This is a genomic window from Dethiothermospora halolimnae (assembly GCF_037577855.1).
GTDB lineage: Bacteria > Bacillota > Clostridia > Tissierellales > VENL01 > Dethiothermospora > Dethiothermospora halolimnae.
The window spans coordinates 116470-141547 of sequence record NZ_JBAKFX010000005.1 but is presented as its reverse complement, the minus strand read 5'-3'; the positions used below and the strand labels follow the sequence as shown (position 1 = coordinate 141547).

Sequence of the window (25078 nt, the reverse complement as noted above, 5' to 3'; positions counted from 1 at the left end):
TAGTGTTATTTGGATTTATGCTACAAATAAGGAGTTTCAACAGATTAGAACGATGGATTGAAAAGGGCAAATTTAAAAAATTATTTTCTAGAAAAACTAAAATACCTCATATAGATACTATTAGAAGATCTTTAATTGACTTTGATATCAGTAGTTTATCTGATATGCATAATCATATAATAAAAAAAGCAATAAAAAATAAGGTTTTTAGAAAAGGTACTATAGATGGGTTGAAAGTTGTTGCTATAGATGGAGTAGAGCTATTTGATAGTACTAAAAAATGTTGTGATAGGTGTTTAACTCGAGTTGATAAAGAGGGGGTAACTCATCATTTCCATAGAGCCACAGTATGCTCAACTATAGGTTCAGATCCTCATTTGATATTAGGACATGAAATGCTTGAGCCTAGAAAAGATTCTTCAGAAAAAGACGAAGGAGAGATTACAGGAGCTAAAAGGCTTATAAAAAAACTTCATAGAAATTTCAATCATTTTGCAGATATAATTATGGCTGACGCCTTGTATTGCAAAGTGTCTTGGATAAACGAAGTAAAATCTATAGGCATGGATGCAGTAGTAAGAGTGAAAGATAAAAGGCTTAATATTGTAAAAGATGCTTTAGCAATATTTAAATGCCGTCAGGCAGATGAAGAATGGATAGCTGAAAAAGAAAGTAATAAGAGCATTAAAATAAAAGCATGGGATGAAGATAATATTGAAATGGCTGATGGAGAAACAAAAATTAGGTTTATAAAATTTGAAGAAAAAATTAAAAAAGGTGATAAGATTGAAGTTAAGGAAGCTTGGATTATAACAACTGATAAGGTTGTTTCTGTTAAAACTTTATGGAAAATAATGCATGACAGATGGCATATAGAAAACAATATATTTCACCAATTAAAAACAGAGTGGCATTTAGATCATTGCTTTATTCATAGCCCTACGGGCATAGAAACAGTTATTATGTTTATATTTATGGCTTTTAATCTAATGCAATTATACTTTTTTAGATGTATTAGAACATTTAGAAAAAAGGGGATGCTCCAAATAGATATAATTGAAGATTTAAGAGATGGAGTGTTACTAATACAGGATTGGAAAAATCCTATATTTGAGAAAACATAAGCTAAAAAAAAACTGGAAATTAAAATTTTGAATATTATGGGGAGGGGGAAAGTGTATCCTTTTTTAGGGCCAAACGGTCTTTTGATACCCATTAATAGTAAAATGTGTATAATAAACATTTTTTGTATGAGTAAAATTTTTACTGGAAATTAGATGCGAAATTTCTGTTAGTACAACAAGAATATTGACATAATACACCATATATGTTATACTAGATATAAGTCAAAATATTAAATCTAATTTCAATAAATAGAAATAGATATATGAAAATATAAGCTATTTTTATATTGAAATTAAAAAGGAAAAATAGAAAAAAATAAAATATAGATGATTATGGAACAGTTATTTAAATCAAATCAAAGTTTGCAATTTAAATAGCCCATAGTGAATATCCCAAGAGGGAATATTCATTATGGGCTATTTTTGTTTTTAAATTTAAAAATAAAGGAGGGTTATATTATGACAAGAAGTAAAAAAATATTGTTAGAAATAGGTACAAATGAGCTAGAGATTATAGAGTTCAAAGTTTTTAATAATCACTTTGGAATAAATGTGGCTAAAGTAAGGGAAGTTATTAAAACTAAAAACTATATTCCAGTACCCAAGTCCCATCCCTGTATAAAAGGGGTTATGACATTAAGGGAACATGTAATTACAGTAATTGACTTGGTTAAATATCTTGAGACAGAAAAGGTTGAAGATAATGGGAGTAAATTTTTCATTATAACTCATTTTAATAAAATAAGGACGGCTTTTGAAGTCCATTCTGTTGTTGGGATACAGAGATTATCTTGGGAAGAGATAGAAGTTCCTGATTCCACTATGAATAAAGGTTCTGAAGGCATAGTTTCCGGGATAGTTAAGAAAAAGGATAGATTAATTACAATATTAGATTTTGAAAAGATATTAAGTGATATTAATCCTAGGACGGGGATACAGGTTTCAGATATTGAGAATATGGGGTCTAGATTAGCAAACGACAAGCCGGTTTTAATTGCTGAAGACTCTGAACTACTTTCGAAGATGCTAAAAAGTTGTTTAAATAAGGCAGGTTATAACAACTTAAAGATAGTTTCAAATGGAAAGGATGCCTGGGAGTTTCTTAAAAGCATTAAAGAAAGTAAATCTAAAGATATAAAAGAAAAAATTGCTTGTGTTATTACAGATATAGAGATGCCACAGATGGATGGATATCATCTTACCAAACTTATTAAAGAAGACGTAGTTTTAAACACCTTACCAGTAATTATGTTTTCATCACTTATAAATGATGAAACAATGGAAAGGGGCAAAAAGGTAGGAGCCGATGCTCAAGTAGGCAAACCAGAAATAACAAAATTGGTGGGTCTTGTTGATAGACTTACTAATTGACAATCACTTATAAATAAAATAGGGACTAGATAGTGGATTATAAATTTGTAAAATTTTTAAATAATCAATACAAATATAAACAATATATTTAAAAGGAGAGGTTATAATATGAAACTAGGAATAAGAAATAAACTTATGGCTATGTTTATATTAATAGTAATAATACCTGTTTTATCTTTGGGAAGTATTTCCTATTTTAAATCGGTTAAAGTGACTAAAGATGAATTGAAAAATACTTCTAAGGAGTTAACGGCCCATATAACAGAATATATTGAAAGTTATCTAGAGGGATATGAAAATATTATAGAATTTATGTCCACAGATGAAAAGATACGTCTTATGGGGAAGGAAGAGGCACCTATTAGTGAAGTAGTAGAGGAATTTGGTAGACTAAAAAAATCTCATGAAGAAATTATGTTTGCCTACATAGGAACTAAGGATAAAAAACTATATGATTCAGAGGGACTAGATACAACGGATCCTACAAAACGTCCTTGGTATATTGAAGCTAAAAAAGAAAATAAAATTATATGGACTGACCTTTATGAAGATGCAAATACTAAAAAACTTGTTATAACAGTGGCAAAACCAGTGTATGATAACACAAATGAATTTGTAGGGGTTGTGGCTTTAGATATAGCTTTAGACACTATGGCCAATATAATAAATGAAATTAATGTTGGTGAAAAGGGATATATAGTAATAACTGATAAAAAAGGTAAAGTCATAGTACATAATGATAAAAGTTTAGTAGGTAAAGAAATACCAAATGAAAAATTATTAAATGGAATAAGGAATAATGACGGTGAAATAATAAATTACACATATAATCAAGGACAAAAAAAGTTTGCTGTAATAAATCAATTGGAAAAATTAAATTGGAGATTAGTAGGTACTATGTACCAAGATGAAATTAAAGATAAAACCTTGGAAATGTTATATACGACTATAGCAATAGGTATATTGGGAGTAGTAGTATCCATAATTTTAGCATATATTTTCTCAAAAACTATAACTAAGCCTATAAAATTATTAGATAATGGTATGAAGAAAATGGCATCGGGAGATTTGGATGTTAGATTAGATTCTAAATATAAAGGGGAATTTGGATCTTTAAATAGTAGTTTTAATAAAATGGTTAACAATTTAAAGGGTTTATTAACAAATGTAATAGAGGCAGGAAATAATATAAAAGATTGTTCGGATCTTCTTATGTCAACCACTGACAGAAACACTACATCTAGTCAAGAAATATCAAAATCTGTTGAAAGTATAGCTACAGGAGCCACAGAACAAGCTCAGTTTTCCGAAGAGACAGTTAAAATTGTATCAAATCTAGATGATAAGATAAATGAACTTTCAAATAATAGTAAAGATATGGTTAAGACCATAAACGAAGTAGAAAATGCTAATAATGATGGTTTAAGTATAGTAACAGAGTTAAAAGACAAGACTAAGTTAAATAATGATGCCACTGAGAAAGTGGGAAAAGCAATAACAAATTTGAATAATAAATCTAAAAATATAGATGAGATAGTAAATACCATAAGTAGTATAGCTGAACAAACGAATTTACTTGCATTAAATGCTTCTATAGAGGCAGCAAGGGCAGGTACAGCAGGAAAAGGGTTTGCTGTAGTAGCAGAAGAGATAAGACAGTTATCTGAGGACTGTGGTTTAGCAGCTAAAAACATAAAAACAATAATAGAAGAGATCCAAAGGGATAGTAAGAATACAGTTGAGATAATGGAAGAAGTTGAAGAAATATCTAAACAACAAAGTAGTTCGGTTGTATCGGTTGATACTTCATTTAACTCAATTTATGCTCATATAAATAAAGTTTTTAATAAGATTCAAAATATAGATAGCTTCATTAATGAAGTTAATAAAGATAAAAATAATATAGTATCCTCCATAGAGAATATTTCTGCAATATCTGAAGAAACCGCTGCTTCAACAGAAGAAGCCACCGCTTCAATTCAAGAACAAGCGGCATCTATGGAAAATCTTAAAGAGATGGCAGAGAATTTCAATAACCTATCGGAAAAATTGAATGAAAGTGTTACCAAATTTAATATTTAAGTAAATAAAGTAGTTTATAAAAAATTATTACCTATTATAATATACTATTTTCTAGTGTGAATATTTACACTAGAAAATAGATTATTTAACAATTCTACAATATAAAAAGAAATATATAGGAGGGGTAATATGGAACTTAATGTTGTTATTTGTGGGGACAAGCCAATTCAATTAGGAGTAATAGAAAGTTATATTAATAAAATGGATTTAAATGAAAAAATAGATATTACTAGAGTCTATAGCGGGAAAAGTCTTAATAAGATCATGAAAACTAATAGAATAGATGTTATATTTCTTGATGTTGAAATGGAAGAAAGGAAGGGCATAGAACTAGGAGAATGTATAAGAGAAGAAAACAAAGATGTTATAATAATTCTTATATCTGAATATAAAGATTATGCATTTGAAGCATTTAAAATTAAAGCCTTGGACTATATGATTAAGCCAATAACTGAAAAGAAGCTTCAAGAAGTAATGAAAGAAGTTATTAATAATATTAAAGAAAAAAGTTATCTGAAAAATATTTATAATGTATTCACATTAAAAGAAGGAGAGAAATACATAAAGTTAAGCTATGATGAGATATACTTTTTTGAGAAATCCCTTCAAAAGATTAGAATACATACCCAGAAAGACAAATATGAAATTTATGGTACTTTAAAAAGTTTAAAACAGCAATTGGACAATGATAATTTCATACAATGTCATCAAGGATATATAATAAATAGGACTAAAATATGTGAGTACAATAGAAGAGAAGTATATGTTGAAGATATAGATGAATATGTGCCAGTAAGTAAAAGGTTTAATAAAAAAATAAAACAAGTTGTTTTTGATGATTTGTTAAGACAAAATTAAGATTTATAGTAATAAGTAAATACATATATAATAACTAATAAAATTATTGTTTTTAACTACCATAGATAACTTATTATAAGTTATCTATTTTTTATAGTATAGTACGAGAATATAGAAAAAAATTATAAGTAAACATTTTATAATAGAAAACATCAATTAGATTGATAATAGTGAAAGTGCTATAATTATTTAAGCATTATCAATGGTAGAGTGAAAGATATATACGGTCGTTTCATAACTTTGAATGTTATTTTTTTAACTAATATTTTTATAAGATGTATCATTTTAATAAAAAATTATAAGGAGGAATACTTTGACCATTAATATAAATATTATTTCTGGCTTTTTAGGAGTTGGAAAAACTACATTGTTAAGAAAGATCATTCCAAATATAAAGGGGAAAGTTGTCCTAATTGAAAATGAGTTTGGAGATATTGGAATCGATGGAGATTTAATTGATAGTGAACTTCCCATAAGAGAAATATATTCAGGATGTATTTGTTGTACTTTAGTACATGACTTTAAGAAAGCTATAGAGGAGTTAGCGATTAAATATAAACCAGACCATATATTAATAGAACCTTCTGGGGTTGGAAGTCTATCGGATATTACAAAAATTTGTAAGAAAATTCGGGAAACTTCTAATATTGATATAAAAATCAATAATTTAATAACTATTGTAGATATAAAGGGATTTAACAATTATATAGAAGACTTTGGTGGGTTTTATTTAGATCAAATCGAAAATGCCAATATAATATTTTTAAGTCACCTAGGTGGAGTTGGTAATAGGGAACTAGAAGAAGTAGTTTCTAAAATAAGGTTAAACAATAAAGAGGCATTTATATTAAAAGAAGACTGGTATTCTTATAATGGAGAAAAAATTATAGAAATGTTAAATGATATTAAGAAATCTCCAGTTCAATTTAAAGGGAAGTATTCTTTAGAAACTGCAAATAAAGTTTTTAGTAGTTTTTCTATTGATAACCCAAGGACTTTCAAAGAAAAAGAAATTAAAGACACTCTAAATGATTTAATAGATTTAGATTATGGCTTAGTTTTAAGAGCTAAGGGGATTTTAAATCTTGATAATAATAAGGTTATACACTTTGATTTCACTCCACAACATTATGATTGGGAGTATATCGAAAAAACTAGTGAAACAAAAGTGATTGTTATTGGAAGTGATCTTAAAAATGAAAAAATATCTAGATGCTTTCAGTAATATTTTGGAGGGATTATATTGGGAAAAATAGTTGATTTTAAGTGTACATATGGTAATTCTGTGGGTATTAGTAAAGAAGTTACAGAGAAAACAGATTTACAATTTCCAAAAGCTTATAAAAATTGGGACAGTATGGTCACCTTATCAAAGGAATTAAAAAAACATGATGGAGTAGAATATTGTGAATTACCATTTTGTCATACAGTTGAAGGAGAAGCCTTGGGGGGGATCATTAATTTTGGCGATGAAAATATAGGACCTAGGGCTAAGGATTACATTTGTAGGACCACGGAAGAGATACTAGATTTACCTGAGATTGATTATTCAAAAGGGCGCATAAGAGAAGTGTTAAAAGCATGTAAACATTTAAGAAAAGATGGAGAAAATGTGGTTTTATATATTTCAGGTCCCTTTACAATTATGAATGTTTTAATTGACCCACGTCATGTGTTTAAAACCTTTAGAAAAAATCCTGATATTATGAAAAAGATTTTTAATAAGTTTCAAGATGAAATACTAAGGTTTATAGAAGAAGCCCAAAAAGTAGGGGTTAATATGATTAGTTATGCTGATTCATCGGGAGGCTTAAACATTTTAGGGCCAAAGTTCTCAGCTCAAGTTGTGGAAATGTTTACTTATCCATTGTTAAAAAAAGTAGAAGAAACTCTTAATGATGGAACTATATTGCTACTTTGTCCGAAAACTACTTTCGCTTTATTGGGAACCGAAAAGGCTATATGGAAAGATATTAAATTGAAATCTCCTATGAGGTACTCAGATGGATGTATAGAATTGATTGGGAAAACAAAATTTGTAGGACAAATGTGTATAAAAAATAAAGAGTTTTATTTAAAGGATGGAGTTATTAAAGCAATTGACTTAATTTAATTTATATAGGAGGTAATTATATGCATAAAGATGATAGGATGACACCAAATGAACGATTGAATGCATTTATGACAGGAAAACCTATGGATAGGATTTTAGCTATGCCAGTGGCTTGTTCAATGTCTGGGTTAGCCCTTGGAATGACCCATAAAGAAAAAAGAAGTAGTGCTTTAAATGAAGCTATGGCTCAGATTGCTTGTTATGAAAGATTTGGAAATGACTTAACTGTTATTGAATATGGACTGCATGGGGTAGGTGCAGCACTAGGTAGTGAAATGAGTGATCCTGAAGATTCCGTGCCAGCAATTATGAAGTATGCTTTAGATGATTTAAATGAAGTAGATAAATTAGATATGTCAAAATTAGAGTTAAAAAATGATAAAGCCTTTCAATTGCATATGGATGCAGCTAAGATTGTAATTGATAAAATAGGTCATGAAGTACCAAATGGTATTTTAATATCGGGACCCTTTACTGCTGCTGCAAGTATATATAAAACTGAAAACTTATTAAGAGCTACTAGAAAGAATCCAGAAAAATTACATGAATTAATAAAATTTTGTACTGAAGGGCTAAAAATGATTTGTAGAGAGTTTATAAAAACAGGCTCCCTTATATTATTATGTGATCCTATAGCATCGGGAACAATTCTTAGACAAAAACAATATAGGGAATTTGTTCTACCTTATACTATAGATCTAATGAAGGATATCCATGAAGCAAAGGGTATGGTTTGTTATCATATTTGTGGAGATACCACAGCAATTGTAGGAGATATGGTAAAATCAGGATGTGATATGCTTAGTATTGATAATAGAGTGGATCTAGAATATACAAAAAATCTAGTAGGAGATAAGGTTCCTATATTAGGGAATGTTGATCCAGTGGAAGTTCTAATTTTAGGGGATACTGACGATGTAGATTCAGCAGTGAGAGAATGTATACAAAAGACTTATGATAGTCCCTGTGGATATATTTTAGCTTCGGGCTGTGATCTTTCTGGCGGAGTGCCCCTTGAAAATATCGATCAATTTATGGCCTCTGCTAGAAAATATGGAAAATGGCCTTTAGATGAAAAAAATTTCTTTTAACACATAAATTCAACAAAGATTAAAATTGGAGGGAATAAAGATGGCAATATCAAAACAAGAATTATTAAAAAGATTATCAGATGGTGTAGTGGATATGGAAGAGGAAGATGTAATTGAAGCCAGCAATGAATATATAGAAGCGGGATATGAGGTATTTGATGGTATTATGGAAGGACTTGTAGATGGAATGAATCGTGCAAGTCAACTATACGAAGATGAAGAATACTTTGTTACAGATGTATTACTATGTTCCGATGCAATGTATGCAGGTTTAGAAATATTAAAACCCCTCCTACCTTCAAAGGATATGGACAAAGAGAAGGTTAAAGGAGTAATTGGGGTTGTAGAAGGGGATACCCATGATATAGGGAAAAATCTGGTAAAGATAATGCTAGAAACTGCTGGATTTGAAATGATCGATTTAGGAAGGGACGTTCCATTACAGAATTTTGTAGATAAGGCTAAAGAGGTTGATGCTTCCTTTGTTTGTATGTCAACACTTATGACAACAACAATGGGAGGGATGGATAAAGTTATAAAACTATTAAAAGAATCTGGCATAAGAGAAGATGTTAAGGTTATTATAGGTGGTGGACCGATTTCAAAAAAATATGCTGATATGATTGGTGCAGATGGATACTCTTCTAATGCAGTTGAAGCGGTAAAACTAGTTAAAAACTTACTTAATATAGCATAGAGGGGAGGACTATAATGCTATCGGCAAAGACTAGACTAAAAAAAGTAATTAATAGAGAAAAGGTAGATAGACCACCATGTATTTGCCCAGGGGGTATGATGAATATGGTTACAACGGAGCTAATGGAACAAGTAGGTATACAGTTTCCAGAGGCTCATATGGATGCTAAGATGATGGCGGACTTAACGGCGGCGGTATATGAAAATGGTTGTTTTGAAAACTATGGTGTTCCTTTTTGTATGACTATTGAAGCAGAAGACTTTGGAGCTAAAGTAAATATGGGTACAAATATTTATGAACCCCATGTTAAAGAATATATAATCGACTCTGTCAAGGAGTGGGAAGATGTTAATCCAATTAATTATGAAAAAGGAAGGGCAAAAGTAGTAATAGATGCAATTAAATTGCTAAAATCAAAAGATAAAGAGGTTCCAATCATAGGGAATTTAACTGGACCTATTAGTACAGCTAGTTCTATAATTGAGCCTGTTGTTTTTTATAAAGAACTTAGAAAGAAGAATAAAGAGGCCCATGAATTCCTTGACTTTGTAACAAATCAATTAATTGACTTTGCAAAAAAACAGATAGAAGCAGGGGCGGATATCATAGCGATATCTGATCCCAGTGGAACAGGAGAAATATTAGGACCAAAGTTGTTTGAGGAATTTGCAGTGAAATATATAAATAAGCTTGTAGATAGTATAAAAGAAGAAAATATAGGGACCATTGTACATATATGTGGTCAAATGAAAAATGTATATTCTCAGGTTAATAAGATTGGAAGTGATATACTTAGTTTTGATTCAATAGTTAATATTAACGAGGCAAAGGAAAGCTTAGGAGATAGATTAATAATGGGGAATGTTAGTACTTATACCATTGAATTTGGGGATAAAAGTAAGGTTAAAGAACTAACTAGGAAATGTATAAAAGATGGGTCTGACATTATAGCACCTGCATGTGGACTTGGAATGAAGTCCCCCCTTGAAAATGTGAAGGCTATGTTAGAAGCTTTAACTAAAGGGGATGGGGTTACTGATGCCTAAGATATTTGTTAATGGAGAGAATAAAACAATAGAATATAAAATTGGAAAAAATTTATTAGAGATTTTAGTGGAACAAGAGATATTTGTTGATAATCCTTGTAATGGTAAAGGACTATGTGGAAAATGTAAAGTTAAAGTTCTTAAAGGAAAGTTACCTAACATTTCAGAAACGGAAAAAAAGCTTTTAAAAGAAGAAGAAATTAATAAAGGTATAAGAATATCATGTCTTGTAGAACCAAAGGAAGATGTAACAGTAGAGGTGTTACAAAAAGAAGGGAAACATGAAGTTTTGACCACAGGTTATATGCCTAAGTTTCAGTTTAATCCTTCTATAAGGAAAGAAGTCTTTGAGATAGAAGCACCCACATTAGATAATCAGATCTCCCTTGAGGACTCCATATGTGAAACCCTTGGTATAAAAGGGTTTGATTGGAGAATATTAAATAAAGGAGAGACTTTAGACAAAGATATTACAGCAGTTTTTAATGGAAAAGACTTAATGGCAATTGAGACTGGAGATACTAGAGAAATTCTTTATGGAGTCGCTATTGATATTGGAACTACAACAGTTGTAGCATCGCTGATTAATATGAATGATGGCAAAGAATTGACCACAGCTTCAATGATTAATCCTCAAAAAAAATTTGGGCTTGATGTTTTAACCAGGATTACCTATGAATTGGAAAATCCTAGAATTGCTAAAGAAAAGTTACAACAATCAATTGTAAATGCCATTAATAAAATGATTGAAGATATGTGCGATCAAGTAAAAATAGATAAAAAGAATATATATGAGGTTTCTGTGGCAGCTAACTGTACAATGATGCATTTTCTATTAGGGATTGATGCAACGGCTATTGGGAAGTCACCCTATGCCCCTATTTTTGTAAGGTCCAAAAATATTTTAGCAAAGGATATAGGACTAAAGGTAGCCATGGGAGCAAGATTATATTGTTTACCATCGGTATCATCCTATATAGGAGCAGATATAGTGGCGGGAGCATATGTTTCTCAGTTGCATAAATCTAAAGAAAACATACTTTTTATAGATATTGGAACCAATGGAGAAATTGTTTTATCCAATCGTGGAAAGCTTATTTCCTGTTCATGTGCTGCGGGACCAGCTTTAGAAGGTATGAATATTAGTTCAGGTATGAGGGCAGCAGAGGGAGCAATAGAAGATGTAGAGATTACTAAAGAGGGGATTAAAACAAAGGTTATAGGTGATAAAGAGCCTATTGGCTTATGTGGAAGTGGAATACTTGCTGTAGTTAAAGAACTGATAGATACAGGACTTATAAAGAAAAGTGGAGCATTTATAAAAAAAGAAAAATTACAAAAATCAGATTATCGTTATAATATGATTCAATTAAATGGGAAAAAGAGGGAGTTTATTTTAAAGGATGGGAAAGACAAACTATTAATTACCCAAGGGGATGTAAGACAGGTACAATTGGCAAAGGGAGCTATTCTTTCCGGCTTTTATACTTTGTTAAAACAATCAAATATTGAAATGGATCAGTTAGATAAAGTAATTATAGCAGGACAATTTGGAGCCCATTTACCTGCTGATAGCTTAATCAAAACTGGAATTTTACCAGAGGAAGTTAGGGATAAACTGGTATATGTAGGTAACTCATCTAAAACAGGAGCATATATGGCATTAATGTCTGGAGATGTAAAAGAAGAACTGGAGCAGTTGGGCAATGAATTGGATTATATGGAGTTAGGGGCAACCGAAGGATATGAAAGGCTTTTTTCCCAGTGTCTTTTGTTTCCTAAATAAATAATACTTTTAAATTCCTTAAACATTAAGAAAACACCTAGGTTACTAACCTAGGTGTTTTTATGATTATCATTAGAGTTATTGACATAGAGAATTTTGTTCCATAAGATATACAATATACTAAACTAAAAACTAAATATGATAATAATATAAAATAAATGATGGAGGCATGGAGATGGAGTACACAATAGGAAAAGCTGCTGAAGCTGTGGGATTAACCACATACACATTAAGGTATTATGAGAAAGAAGGATTGTTACCGGAAATAAAAAGGGATAAACAGGGTATTAGAATATTTAATGAGAAAGATCTTTCTTGGATAGGTCTAATTCGTTGTCTAAGAAATACTGGAATGTCTATTTCTGATATTAAATATATTTTAGATTTGATCCGTGAGGGGGAACATACGTTACCAGAAAGAATAGAGATATTAAAATCACATAAGAAAAAGGTTCAAATGCAGATGGAGGAACTACAGGCCCACATAGATAAAATTGATAAAACTTTAGATTGGTATAGTGATAAAAATAGAAATTATTAACATTTTTCATTTGAATGAAAAAATTTACTGAAAATAATATAAAAAAGTATTGACTTAGAGTTCACTATAACCCTTATACTAATATTAAAAAGGAAATGAGGAGGAAATTATATGGTAAAGGTTATGGCAAAGAACTTTGTTAAAGAAGATGAAGTTGAAAAAGTTTTAAAGTTAGCAAAGGAACTAGTGGCAGCAACAATAAATGAAGAGGGTTGTATAAATTATGAAATGTATCAGGACCAAAAGAAACCTGATATATTAATAATGATAGAAGAATGGGAAACAATGGAACATTTAAAAAGTCATATGGCTTCAGAACATTTTAAAAACATAGTACCTAAAATGAGTAGTTATATGAACAGAGAGCCTGAGATGAATATTTGTAAGAAAGTTATTTAAAAAATAGGTGACATTATTATATGAAAATTTTCAAAAATAGAAGGAGAGTTTTAATATGGAAAACCAAGTTCTTAAAGCAATTAAAAATAGAAGAAGCACAAGAAAATATAAAGAAGATCAAATAACAGAGGAAGAATTGCAAACGATACTAGAAGCGGGTATACAAGCGCCAACTGCCAACAACTTACAACCTTGGCATTTCACTGTTATACAAGATAAGGATATGATTAATCATATAAGTGATAAATCAAAGGAAATCATGGTTAAAAGTGATAATGAGAAGATATCAAATATGGGAAAAAGCCCTGTAAATATATTCTATGATGCACCAACTATAATAATTGTTTCAGGAAAAGAAGATGTTAGCTCATCATTAGTAGACTGTTCGGCAGCAATAGAGAATATGTTGATAGCTAGTGAAAGTATGGGATTAGGAACTGTATGGATAGGACTTATTAGATTTTTCTTTACCCTTACAGATGAAGTGGAAAAACTAAATTTACCAGAGGGATATAAACCATTTTATGCTGTATCAATAGGATATAAGAGTAATGAAAATACCCAAGGACCATCAAAGAGAAATATGGATGTTATAAACTATATTAGATAGTTAAAAAAGTAGACTTTTGGAAAAATACTACCCTTATTATTTTTAGGGTAGTATTTTTTTAGTCGACAATTATATATAGCATTTAAATAACAACACTAAAATTCGCCATATTAATACAAAATAAGAGCTATATTGACAAACTTATATAAGGCATAATATAATTAGTGTATATAATAAAAGGGGGTTTGTCTTTGGATAAAATAAGAAGTGGTGATATAAAAAGTGAATTTATAATAAAGAATATGGGGAAAATTAAGTTAGTAATAAGTATTCTGTGTTTTATTTTAGGGGGGTATTTTTTATTACTCCCAAAACTTATGGGAGCAAATGTTTTTGTTAGTTTGATACAAGGGGGAATAGCCCTTTCATTTGCTTTTTTCAATGTGTTTGTTGCCAAAAAGCTATATAATAAAGTTGAAATATTATCGTCCATACTAGTGGGAGAACTGTTTATTATAGTATCTTTAACTTTAATAGGATTTCCCAAGGATAACATTTTGGGGATTTATTACATAATATCTATAATAGTGGCTGCATTATCTCTGCAAAATTCATTACTAATAGTTTCAACTGTGGGAGCTGTAATAGCCAATGTAATATATAATTTGAAGTTCTATAAAAGTAACTTTTTAGATAGTATAGATGACAAAATGATAGGAATATTTATTGTAGTAGCATTGTGTTATCTTATGAAAAGTCAATTAAATTCTATGTTAAATAAAAATGAAGAAAGTACAAAAAGAATACTAAATCAAAGAGATAGATTGCAAAAAATAATGGATAGAATTAAGGATACTATAGTTAATGTTGATACTTCAACTACTGAAGTAGGAAGGATTATAAATGTAGCAACTAAGGATCTTCTAACAATAAATTCAAATATGGATCAAATAGTAGAGGGAAATACTAATACAAGTAATAATATTCAGGAACAAAATTTGGCAGTAAAGGATATCCAAAAGCTAATAGATAACACTAAGGTTGAAGCTGACGAAATAGAAAGACTGGCTGAAGAGAATAATAAACTAATAAAACATTCTCAAAACAAAATGAATGCTCTTGTGAAAAAGTCGGATATAGTATTAAATGAATTAGAAATAATAAATGGTGTATTTGATCAATTTAAAGATAAAATGTCTGTAATTAACAATATAACAGAAGGAATTAGTAATATAGCAGATGAGACAGGATTATTGGCTTTAAATGCTTCGATAGAAGCAGCTCGAGCTGGAGAATCGGGTAAAGGTTTTGGGGTAGTAGCTGAAGAAGTTAAAAAATTGTCGGTTCAAAGTAAGAATTTTATAGATGATGTTTCTAATATAATACAAAATCTAGAGGATACTATGAATAAGTCAATTGAAGAATTTTTCCATTTATCACAAATTAGTAAAGAACAAAATAAATCTATAGAAGAAACCCAGTATTCTCTAAATCAAACAACAGAAAATACAGAAAAAATTAAGTTAACTATTTTCTCTATAGTAAATAAAATAAGTGAGATAAAAGAAGATAATAAAAAGATAATAATATCGATAGAACAATTAAGTGCAGTATCTGAAGAAACTTTGGCAGGGGCAGAACAAACGAACTCTTATTTAGATGATAATTTAATTAACATGAATAAATCTAAGGATTTGACCAGTGATTTAAATGTAAAAGTAAAGGACTTAGAAGAGTTTTTAAATCAATAGTATGAAGGAAAATATATAGTGTTATCAAGTACATAGTGAGAAAAATACTACCTTTAAAATAATAAAGGTAGTATTTTTTATTTAGTTAAGGAATAGGGTGTTTAAATATAGGCTTCAGGTTAATAGTTAATATAAATTAATAGCTTTATTATAAAATTTTAGTTATAATAAGAACTAATAAAATGACATAAATTTATGGGGGGAAGTAATTTGATAAAAGCTATACTATTTGATTTAGATGGAACATTAATAAATACTAATAGATTAATAATAGAAACATTTCAACATGTTTTTAGAACTCATCTTAGCATAGAGGTGCCCAATGAAGAATTATCTAAATATTTTGGAGAGCCTTTAGCTTACACAATGGAAAGGTATCATCCTGAAAATCCAGAATTTCTGGTTAAGGCTTATCAAGAACATAATATAAAGATTCATGACCAACTTGCTGAAATTTTTGAAGGTGTGGAAGATGGAATTAAAGGATTAAAAAATTATGGATTAAAAGTTGGTATCGTAACATCTAAAATAAGAAGTGTTGCGAATAGAGGTCTTAAGTTATTTGATTTATATGGGTTAATGGATGTTATTATTACCCCAGAGGATACAGAAAAACATAAGCCAGATAGAGAGCCTATATTAAAAGCTTGTGAATTACTAGGGGTAGACCCGAAAGAAGCGATGATGGTTGGAGATAGTCATAATGACATATTAAGTGGAAAAAATGCAGGATGTGAAACGTGTCTTGTTAAATATACAGGGGTACCTATAGAGCAGGTTATAAAATATAACCCAGATTATTTGATAGATAGTATTGTAGATATTATTAATATAGTTAAAGAAAAGGTTGGAGCTTAAGGTTATTTCAAATAATAATGGGTTACTTTGAAGTGACCTTTTTCTTGTGGTATGGATGCCAACTGTTTGTCTAATTAATTGATTAGTTGTTGGGGGACTCGTAATCCCCCAACTTATTACATAGTCTTTTTATCTCCAGGAATAATGGCATCCACAATTCCTATTATTAATGCACCTATAATTGCTCCTAATATGGTTACAGTAAAACCATCAACAATTATTCCGCTTAAGTATAGTACAATAGCTGCTAAAATAAATCCTACAAAGCCTCTTCCAAAAGGTGATGCATCGATATTAGTTAATTTTGATATAGCCCAATCTAATATCCCGATTACTATTGCCGCTAAAAACAACGAGCCTAAGCCTCCTTCGTTAGACATTCCTGGGGTGAAAAATGCCGATATGGCAATAACAAGAGTTGCAACAATAACTTTAATAATTAAACTTCCTATCTTCATATAGAAAATCTCCTTTCTAGAGTTTATAGTATTATAAGATTCATATACCCTATCTATAGTATATGAATCTTATAATATAGTACTACTGTTATTCTAAATATTAGTATAATAGTATTTAATAATAATCAAATATAAATAATTAAAATAATTATAGAAAAGTTACCATTCTTCTCTTACTCTAAATACGACAGTTATATTTCCTGATGTACTTAAGTTACGGACTACTAGTGAAACCGGTTGGCTTCCATTGAAATCTAAGTTAAGATTATTAATCTGTGATAAACTTTGGGATTTTGAAAAACCACCACCAGTGATTCCTGAAATGACTTTTAGTCCACCTGTCACACTGGTAGCTTTAGTATTGACCTCTACGGCAGTTTCTGAAGGGACAATATTACTAATATCTTCAAAAGTAGTTGTACCTCCAGAAATAGTAGGGTTAAATCGTATTTCCCATAGGGCATCATTTTCTGATAAGATATCAATACTTTCTAATTTTACACTAACAGAATTTGTCCTACCAGAGCTAGATGGGAATTCGTTTTTTCGCTTAAATGTTACTGTAGGAACAAATGTGGTATTGCTAACACTTTCTAAGGTCCTGTATTCAGATGTGATTCTTATATTAGGGTTGTAATTAGAAAATATACTATATTGACGTCCCCCTACCAAAAGGGAAATATCATTATTTTCGGTGCCGTTGTTGGATACCTCAGCTCTAATTGGTAGATTGGGATCACTAACACTGGTTTCCTCGGTTGGTCTAAATCTATGAACAGTAATAAGAGTTTGGACGTTATTTTTATTTTCTTCTCCCATAACTATTTGAAACTCCACAGTACCATAACCATACCAAGTATAGGTTATTTGATATATATTTCCATTAGTTAAATCTAAAGTAAATTTACTTGGACCTGTACCATCAAGTTTATCCCCATTCCAATTTTCCTGATAAACCTTATTAACTATAGTACCAGAACGCTTGATTGCTATAAAAGTACCGGTTGTATCCTGGCCAAATAAAAATCCATTATTATCATCAAAATATCCCCATTTAATTTCTTGATTATCTAAAAGGGATTGATTAAGAGGGGTTCTAACACCTATACCAGCTTGACATGTTGCTCCGGGGATATATCTCCCCCTTTCGGCGCTATCTAAAATAGCTTTTCCAGTAGAGCCAGTGCCTGTAGATAAATTGAATTCAGTGCCATCATTAGAAATATTAGCAGTATCATTTTTGATTATAGAATCCCTTAAACTTGATATACCATATGTGGATTTTAATTCAATTAAAGGACTTCTAGGAGAAGTAATAAGACGATTAAATTGGGAATCTTGTGTTCTAATATTGAGATTGCCAGCTAAGTCAACCGATAGAGGACTCAGTTCTGAAGATGTTCCCATTTTTTGTGCATAATTAGCCGTAACTAGTGGGTTTTTATCACTATTAAAAATTTTAAAATTGGGCATACAGTTTCACCTCTTTTTATTATAATAATAAAAATAATGATTAGATTTATAGTCTGAATTGTTAAGACCTAATGTTAAGTTGTTATAAATTAAAGTAAAGAAATATGAATAATGCTATTATATTTATATGTGCGAGTATGTTTATATGATAATTATAAGTAATAAAATTTTTAGGATAGGAGTAACAAAGGTTATTTATAAGTTTTCTCAGAGAAGCTTATACATTTGCATATCAATGGATAGAAGATAATGGTTATAAATTAATGGGAGAACCAAGAGAAGCCTATATTGATGGTATATGGAACCGAGAAAAAGAGGAGGATTGGTTAACAGAAATACAGATACCAGTAAGTGCTAAATAAATTATGTAGAGTTAACATGATGTAACAAAAGCATCTATCATCTAAATGATAGATGCTTTTGTTATTATTTAAAAAAACAATTGACAAAAAAAGCAAAAAAATATACAATATATATTAAAAATAAAGTTAAACTACATTATACCACAAAACTAAAATTTTGTCAATGGGAAATTTAGTTTAATAGTTTTGAAAGGAGTTAGATAGATGTCTTTACCTATTATTTTTAATTCTAAGGCTATAAAAGAATCCTATGTCACTGAGTTATTAAAGAGCAATAAAAAAATCAAAAAATATGGATTAACATTAACCTCTAAAGAAGTTAGTAAAATAGTTGAAGTGAGAAATGATATCTTGGAAAACTATGACAGGGTCGAATTAGGGATTCAAGTTACTAAAAAGCTTATAGAAGATTTTAGTAGTTCATCCTATGTAGATGAAAACGATTATATCTTTGTACTTAATGAATTACAAGAAATATTTTATTACTTGAAGAATGAAACAGAGGACAGGATTGGAGATATTCAATTGATAGATATTATTAGGAAATGTTTTGAAAATGAATGCGGAGGATCAGTAGAGCTTTTAAAAAGCAAACTACAAGAGTTTGTAAAAGAGTTTAGACGAAAGATAGAAATAGAGGAAAATATAAACGAAGGGGGTGTATATTAGTGAAACCCCAAAACATAGGAAATTATGAAGTAGAGAAGTATAGAAAAGTAGAAAAGTTTAAATTAGAGCAAAATCAATATACAGCCTCACTTTTAAATGAAACTTTAAAATTAGGTTTACTTAACATTAAAGAGGTTAGTCGTATACAAACTGAAGTATCTTATATATTAGAGAAATTAATAATGAGATATACAAAAGGTGAAAGTACTTCTGTTACAGTTGAAACTACTAAAAAGTTATTAAGTTCAATTATGTATTCAATAGATGCCTATATGATGAATTATGATGATGTAGAAAAATCTATAATAGACTTAAAAACAAAGGATATAAAAGAAATATATATAAAGGGAGTTGAGTTAGTAAGTTTATATTATGAGAAAACTATGAAAGATTATAGAAAAATAAAGAGAAATAAACTTAATACTAAGCTTGAAGCATATAATGCTACAATTTATGAGGCGATACCTTTATTCTTTAGAAAGTATGAAATAATGTTTGGAGCCCACAATACAATGGCAAGTATAGATTATCCTTTGGCTTTACCAGTAGATGATATAAAAATAAGAGGTGTTTTTTATATAAAGAAATATTTAGAACATTTAGATATAGAAACTGAATTTTGTAAGCATTTTAGAGAAGAGGACATAGAAGAAATATTGATTAGTTTTGGAAGAAATATTAGAATGGATTATAAAATAGAATTAATCAATATATTTGAACTGGTTATAAACAATTCGATTTTTTCGATTTTATCTGGAGGTAAAGGAGAAGAAATAGCTATTAGTAGTTCCCAGTATAAGTTTTTAAATGAAAAGTTTGATAACCTCATGAATTATGATATAGAATTATTGATAGACCAAGCATTTCAAAAGCTAATAAATACTTTGAAAATTAATTCATTTAGAGTGTTAGATTATATTAATAAATATAAAAAGGTTCTTATGGGAAGGGTTATAAATGGGGTGGAGAATAAAAGTCTTGATAGCATAGTGATAACTAATAAAAAAGAAAGTATAAAAAATAATACTATTACATTTAGAGCCACTGAAAAACTTAGGGACTATGAATTTAATATGCTAGTAAAGAAACTAATTAGGTCTATAAGTAGTGAAGATAAAATAAATATGCTCAATACAAGTATTAAATCGTTGCATGACATGATAGATATTTTTAATGCAAATTGTTTGTTTGAAAATGAATATATAGATCTTTTTAGTACATTAAGTGATATGGAACTAACTATATTAGCTCGAATAGCTTTTTATGAAGAATTAAGGGGAAATTCTATAAATTTATTGGATGCAATTTCTTGTCAAAAAGAAATAAAAGATGAGTGGCAGATACATTATATAAAGTTTTTAACAAAATTAAATAAAGATAGGATAAAGTCTATTGAGACATATCTTGATAAAATAGAGTATGAGGAAATAAGCTTTTATTAATATCTGAAATAGACAAATATATATTATATATTTCAGATAGATTTACATAAAATAATAAAAGTAACTTATGAAAATGGAAGGAATTAAAAAGAATATGTAGAATGTTAGAAGTATAGTAGAACTTTACGATAATCTGTTAATTTTTAAGAAGAGAATAATAGAATAATTTAGTCTTGAAATTTACTAATAAAAATATATGGCAGAATAATAAAAAAACAGTAATCTTGATAAATAAAGCTAAAGAAAAGGAGCGTATAAAATGGATATATCCTTAACATCAAAGGAATTAGAAAAATGGACAAACCTAATATTAATTCATAAGTTTGCAATAGAAGAAGTAAATACTAAGTTACGAATCTTAAATGAGGAATTCAAACATATTCATCAATATAATCCTATAGAACATCTTAAAGATAGGGTGAAAAAGCCCAAGGGAATTATAGAAAAGTTAAAAAGAAAGAATCTTGAAGTTAGTATAGATAGTGCAAGGAAACATATTCATGATATTGCAGGAATTAGAATTATATGTTCTTTTATATCAGATATATATACATTATTTCAAATTATAAAAAAACAAAATGATATAAAGGTTCTGCAAGTAAAGGACTATATAAAGAATCCGAAACCTAATGGCTATAAAAGTCTACATATGATAATAGAGATTCCGATATTTTTAACAAATAAAATAGAGTATGTAAAAGTTGAAGTGCAAATAAGAACTATAGCTATGGATTTCTGGGCTAGTTTAGAGCATAAAATTTACTATAAACACAAAGGGAGTGATTCAAAACTTATTACTCAGGAATTAAAGGAATGTGCTGATATGGTAGGGAGCTTAGATGAAAAAATGGCCGATATTAGACGGGAAATTGTTGAAATGGACAGAAAGGAAACAGTGAAGAATATAAGGAATGCAAAGATTAGTATATAGAGTGATTATGAATAAAGAAGTAGCAAATACGGCTTTATCCTTTTTTTAAAAGGAATAATATTAGTTTGTATTTTGTACTAAATCCAATGAACCTATGATTTTTATCATAGGTTTATTTTTATGTTTTTGAGGATCCTCATTAATTTGTTAAGGGGAGATTTGCAAGTATCAGAATTAAACATAAAATTACATAAAGAGACATTAGTGCATTAAATTTAAAATTAATCAATTAAAATCATTGACAAGAAAAAAAAGGTATAGTAAAATTATAAATGAAATAAATTCACATAAATAAACCTATATAAATAATATTGGGCAATAAAAAAGTAATTATATTCAATAAAATATAGTTAGATGATGAATAATTATTAAAATGTATAGGTTTATAATGGTTAAAAAATAAGATAAATTCAAAAGGAGATGAATTAAATGAAAAAAAGGTGTACATGCCTAGTTAGTATTATATTGGTAATGTGTATTTTGTTTACCAATGCTGCTTTTGCTAAAGATGGATATCAATTACTTTGGACAGGAGGGGAAGGTCAGTATAGCCATACTGAAAATATCACAGGAACACACCAATTTATTACAAAGAGAGCTATTAGTATATTGAGAAATGATAAAAAAATTTCCTTTTATGATGATTATATTGACATTTTGCTAAAATATGCAGATATGCCAGATAAAGATGAAATTAGTTATGGTACATTTGCAGGGCATTTCTATGATCCTGATAGCGGGAAAAATTATATGGGGTCTACCAATCCTACAGCCCAAACAAAGGCTATAGAGCATATAAAACTAGCAAAAGATTATTATGAAGATGGAAGAATAGAAAAAAGTATGGAAGAGTTGGGTAGAGCAATACATTTTATATCAGATGCAAATGTTCCCCATCATGCAGCTAATAAGATAGCGGTATTAACCAACCACTCTGAGTTTGAAAAATGGGTTGATGAAAATAAGGATAGCTATAAGGTGAATTCAAGTAGATTATACAGCAAATATGAAGATAGACTGGATTTTATGCTAGAATCCTACATATGGAATATGGTAAAAGATTCAGCAGTAAATGCAAAACAATATATAGATTTAGCTTTAACAAATAACGAAAGAAATTGGGATAAAGTTACCGAAAAAACTTTAACCTATTCACAAGAAGTAGTCGCTGCAGTATTATACAATTTTCTAAAGAAAGTTGATAGTAGCCAAATTAAATAGATAGTTAAATACTATACTCATGTAGGTTAAAACATTATAAAAATTTTTATGGTGTTTTAATATAGATAGCCGCTTCTAAAATTATAGAGATTAGAAACATACTATTATTTAGTGGAAATTAGATCTATGTTTGGAGTGGTTATCATAAAATACAAAAAGAAAGGGGGTATAGAAATGAAAATAAAGGCAGCAAAGGCAAAAGAATTAAAAATAGAGGTAAATGGTTATGGTTGTGATGATGACTGTGATGAATATTTTGAAAAAAAATCAGCTTCTATAGACAAATGTGGCTGGAGAGAAACAGATAATACTAATCCATTATGGTAAATCTATAAGGTTTAAATCGGAATCTAAGATTTAATAGAAACAAGTAACATTGATTTTCTTAGTATAAAGAATGATAATATTTAGTCAAGTACAGTAGATTTTCTGCTAAAATTCTAAAAGTTAGATACAATTGTATCTAACTTTTAGAATTTTAAAGGAATATAAAATTAATATATAATAATAATTAAAAATCTTTAGCTCTATTAAATTACTATAAGTTTTTTGAAGAAGGTGTAGTGCTATGAAGAAAAATAACTATATTATAATGTATTTTAATAAGGTCATTAAAACGTTTTTATTTGATCAAATAGTTGCTTTTATTTGTTTGTTTATATATTCAATAAGTAATATTATATTCCCGTATTTATTAAAATTGATTATAGATGATGGGATAGGAAAAAATGACTTAAGGAAATTTGTTATATATTCAATAGCTATGATTATTAATATTGGTATAATGTTATTATTTAGATATTTACAAAGAAAAAAATTTCTAAAATTAGGACAGAAGATCATATTTAAAACTAAAGAATCTATAATAGAAAGGTTAAAGATGTATTCTATGAAATTCTTCAACAAATATCAAACGGGAGAAATATTATCTATTTTAGAAAATGATGTAATAAAAATTCAAGATTTAGCTACCACTATGATAAGTGATTTTTTAGTTAATATAGTCACAGCAACTGGACTAATTATAATATTATTTAGTATGAATATGGAAATTGCTTTAGTTTCAATTTTACTAGTGACTATATATGTATTTATACAAAAAAAATATGGAAAACATATACAAAATAGGGCCATGGAGGTTAGTGAAGAACGGGGAAATTTATATTCTAATACTCAGGAATTTATTTCTAAGATTAATGAAATTAGGATGGTTAATGGAGAAAAGTTTTTTTATGAAAAATATAGAGATAAACAAAATCATTTTTTGAAAAAAGAACGGAAATTTGTAATGACAAGGATAGAATCGAGTGTTTTAGGAATGCTCATCAGTAGGTTAGGGTTGATATTTGTGATATGTTTTGGAGGATATAAGGTCTTAAATGGTAAGATGACTGTGGGTACATTATTTTCCTTAACTATGTATATTCAAAGAATATATTCCCCTATAATTTCCCTTGCTAGATTATATATGGATATAAAGGAGAGTAAGGCTAGTTTAGAAAGGGTATTTAATTTACTTAAAAGCAATGAAGTTATAAAAGATGGTAGTGTAGATTTTAATAAACAGTTGGATGGGGATATAGAGTTTAATAATGTTTACTTTAGATATGATGATAATGTTATATTAAAAAATATAAATTTTAAAATAAAAAATAAACAGAAAGTTGCTTTATTGGGAAAAAATGGTTCAGGCAAGACTAGTATTATACGATTGTTGTTAAGGCTATGGGAACCTTATTCAGGAAGTATATTATTAGATGGACGTAATATCGACGAATATAAACTAGAATATCTGAGAAAGAATATTTTATGTATAGGGCAAGAACCTTATATATTCACCGGTACTATTAAAGAAAATATATTATTGTTTAATGATAATGTTTCAGAAGAACAGATAGATATGGTTTTAGAAAAGGTGTGCTTAAAAGAAGATATCGATAATATGGTTGATGGTTTGGAGACTATAGTTGGAGACAAAGGAATAACATTATCGGGAGGACAAGCTCAGAAAATAGCGCTAGCCCGTGCTTTTTTTATGGACAGTTCTATTATTATGTTTGATGAACCAACATCTGCATTAGATATAAAAGCGGAAGAAATAATATGCAAAAATTTATTTGAATATTTTGAAGATAGGACTATTATTGTTATAACCCATAGAGAAACAATTTTAAAATATTGTGATGATGTATATAAAATACGTGATAATTCTACACATCTGATTAAATCTGCATAGTTAAAAGGAAGGTGTTGTA

The 25078-nt window shown here is 29.0% G+C and carries 24 protein-coding genes; 22 read left to right on the top strand and 2 right to left on the bottom strand.

Features of this window, described 5'->3' with window-relative positions:
• The 15 genes from V6137_RS03690 to ppaX form a co-directional block, all read left to right on the top strand.
• Positions 1-1124, top strand: a 1124-nt coding sequence (locus tag V6137_RS03690) for a transposase (protein ID WP_425446528.1), incomplete at its 5' end; no start/stop codon positions are given.
• A 459-nt stretch (positions 1125-1583) separates the two neighbouring features.
• The gene (locus V6137_RS03685) at positions 1584-2495 is read left to right on the top strand and encodes a chemotaxis protein (protein WP_425446527.1); all 912 of its coding nucleotides are present in this window, start codon (positions 1584-1586) and stop codon (positions 2493-2495) included.
• A gap of 108 nt (positions 2496-2603) precedes the next feature.
• Positions 2604-4577 carry a methyl-accepting chemotaxis protein gene (locus tag V6137_RS03680; RefSeq protein WP_425446526.1) on the top strand — a complete coding sequence of 658 codons (1974 nt, stop codon included), beginning with the start codon at positions 2604-2606 and terminating at the stop codon, positions 4575-4577.
• Positions 4578-4706: 129 nt separating this feature from the next.
• On the top strand, positions 4707-5435 hold the full coding sequence (locus V6137_RS03675; RefSeq protein WP_425446525.1) for a LytR/AlgR family response regulator transcription factor: 729 nt from the start codon (positions 4707-4709) through the stop codon (positions 5433-5435).
• A gap of 313 nt (positions 5436-5748) precedes the next feature.
• Entirely contained in the window at positions 5749-6660 is a 912-nt protein-coding gene (locus V6137_RS03670; RefSeq protein WP_425446524.1) for a CobW family GTP-binding protein, read from the top strand.
• 18 nt (positions 6661-6678) lie between these two features.
• Positions 6679-7548, top strand: a complete 870-nt coding sequence (locus V6137_RS03665; protein ID WP_425446523.1) for a uroporphyrinogen decarboxylase family protein — start codon at positions 6679-6681, stop codon at positions 7546-7548.
• Positions 7549-7568: 20 nt separating this feature from the next.
• A complete protein-coding gene (locus V6137_RS03660) occupies positions 7569-8639 on the top strand; it encodes a uroporphyrinogen decarboxylase family protein (protein ID WP_425446522.1) in 1071 nt (356 codons plus the stop codon).
• Positions 8640-8679: 40 nt separating this feature from the next.
• Positions 8680-9336: a corrinoid protein gene (locus V6137_RS03655; RefSeq protein WP_425446521.1), complete on the top strand. Its 657-nt coding sequence runs from the start codon at positions 8680-8682 to the stop codon at positions 9334-9336.
• A gap of 14 nt (positions 9337-9350) precedes the next feature.
• Positions 9351-10382, top strand: a complete 1032-nt coding sequence (locus V6137_RS03650) for a methylcobamide:CoM methyltransferase MtbA (RefSeq protein WP_425446520.1) — start codon at positions 9351-9353, stop codon at positions 10380-10382.
• Positions 10375-12168 (top strand): ASKHA domain-containing protein, encoded by a 1794-nt coding sequence (locus V6137_RS03645; RefSeq protein ID WP_425446519.1) that lies wholly within the window; start codon positions 10375-10377, stop codon positions 12166-12168. Before V6137_RS03650 ends, V6137_RS03645 begins: the two co-directional genes overlap by 8 nt.
• Before the next feature lie 175 nt (positions 12169-12343).
• On the top strand, positions 12344-12709 hold the full coding sequence (locus V6137_RS03640; protein ID WP_425446518.1) for a MerR family transcriptional regulator: 366 nt from the start codon (positions 12344-12346) through the stop codon (positions 12707-12709).
• Between the two features lie 111 nt (positions 12710-12820).
• On the top strand, positions 12821-13108 hold the full coding sequence (locus V6137_RS03635) for a putative quinol monooxygenase (protein WP_425446517.1): 288 nt from the start codon (positions 12821-12823) through the stop codon (positions 13106-13108).
• Between the two features lie 55 nt (positions 13109-13163).
• A complete protein-coding gene (locus V6137_RS03630) occupies positions 13164-13718 on the top strand; it encodes a nitroreductase family protein (RefSeq protein ID WP_425446516.1) in 555 nt (184 codons plus the stop codon).
• A 191-nt stretch (positions 13719-13909) separates the two neighbouring features.
• Positions 13910-15409 (top strand): methyl-accepting chemotaxis protein, encoded by a 1500-nt coding sequence (locus V6137_RS03625; protein ID WP_425446515.1) that lies wholly within the window; start codon positions 13910-13912, stop codon positions 15407-15409.
• Positions 15410-15619: 210 nt separating this feature from the next.
• Positions 15620-16267: a pyrophosphatase PpaX gene (gene ppaX, locus V6137_RS03620; protein ID WP_425446514.1), complete on the top strand. Its 648-nt coding sequence runs from the start codon at positions 15620-15622 to the stop codon at positions 16265-16267.
• A 116-nt stretch (positions 16268-16383) separates the two neighbouring features.
• Here ppaX and V6137_RS03615 read toward each other — a convergent pair whose 3' ends face one another.
• Positions 16384-16725, bottom strand: coding sequence for a phage holin family protein (locus V6137_RS03615; RefSeq protein ID WP_425446513.1), 342 nt, complete (start codon positions 16723-16725; stop codon positions 16384-16386).
• A gap of 159 nt (positions 16726-16884) precedes the next feature.
• Positions 16885-18198 carry a hypothetical protein gene (locus V6137_RS03610; protein ID WP_425446512.1) on the bottom strand — a complete coding sequence of 438 codons (1314 nt, stop codon included), beginning with the start codon at positions 18196-18198 and terminating at the stop codon, positions 16885-16887.
• A gap of 197 nt (positions 18199-18395) precedes the next feature.
• Between V6137_RS03610 and V6137_RS03605 the strand changes: the two genes are divergently transcribed.
• From V6137_RS03605 to V6137_RS03575, 7 genes are all read left to right on the top strand, one after another.
• The gene (locus V6137_RS03605; protein ID WP_425446531.1) at positions 18396-18560 is read left to right on the top strand and encodes a GyrI-like domain-containing protein; all 165 of its coding nucleotides are present in this window, start codon (positions 18396-18398) and stop codon (positions 18558-18560) included.
• Between the two features lie 204 nt (positions 18561-18764).
• Positions 18765-19229, top strand: a complete 465-nt coding sequence (locus V6137_RS03600; protein ID WP_425446511.1) for a DUF6323 family protein — start codon at positions 18765-18767, stop codon at positions 19227-19229.
• Entirely contained in the window at positions 19229-20671 is a 1443-nt protein-coding gene (locus V6137_RS03595; protein WP_425446510.1) for a DUF6179 domain-containing protein, read from the top strand. Before V6137_RS03600 ends, V6137_RS03595 begins: the two co-directional genes overlap by 1 nt.
• Before the next feature lie 259 nt (positions 20672-20930).
• Complete coding sequence (locus tag V6137_RS03590; RefSeq protein ID WP_425446509.1) at positions 20931-21602, top strand: GTP pyrophosphokinase; 672 nt, start codon at positions 20931-20933, stop codon at positions 21600-21602.
• Between the two features lie 429 nt (positions 21603-22031).
• Positions 22032-22823 carry a zinc dependent phospholipase C family protein gene (locus V6137_RS03585; RefSeq protein ID WP_425446508.1) on the top strand — a complete coding sequence of 264 codons (792 nt, stop codon included), beginning with the start codon at positions 22032-22034 and terminating at the stop codon, positions 22821-22823.
• A 174-nt stretch (positions 22824-22997) separates the two neighbouring features.
• A complete protein-coding gene (locus V6137_RS03580) occupies positions 22998-23150 on the top strand; it encodes a hypothetical protein (protein WP_425446507.1) in 153 nt (50 codons plus the stop codon).
• Positions 23151-23391: 241 nt separating this feature from the next.
• Complete coding sequence (locus tag V6137_RS03575) at positions 23392-25059, top strand: ABC transporter ATP-binding protein (RefSeq protein WP_425446506.1); 1668 nt, start codon at positions 23392-23394, stop codon at positions 25057-25059.
• Positions 25060-25078 lie beyond the last annotated feature (19 nt).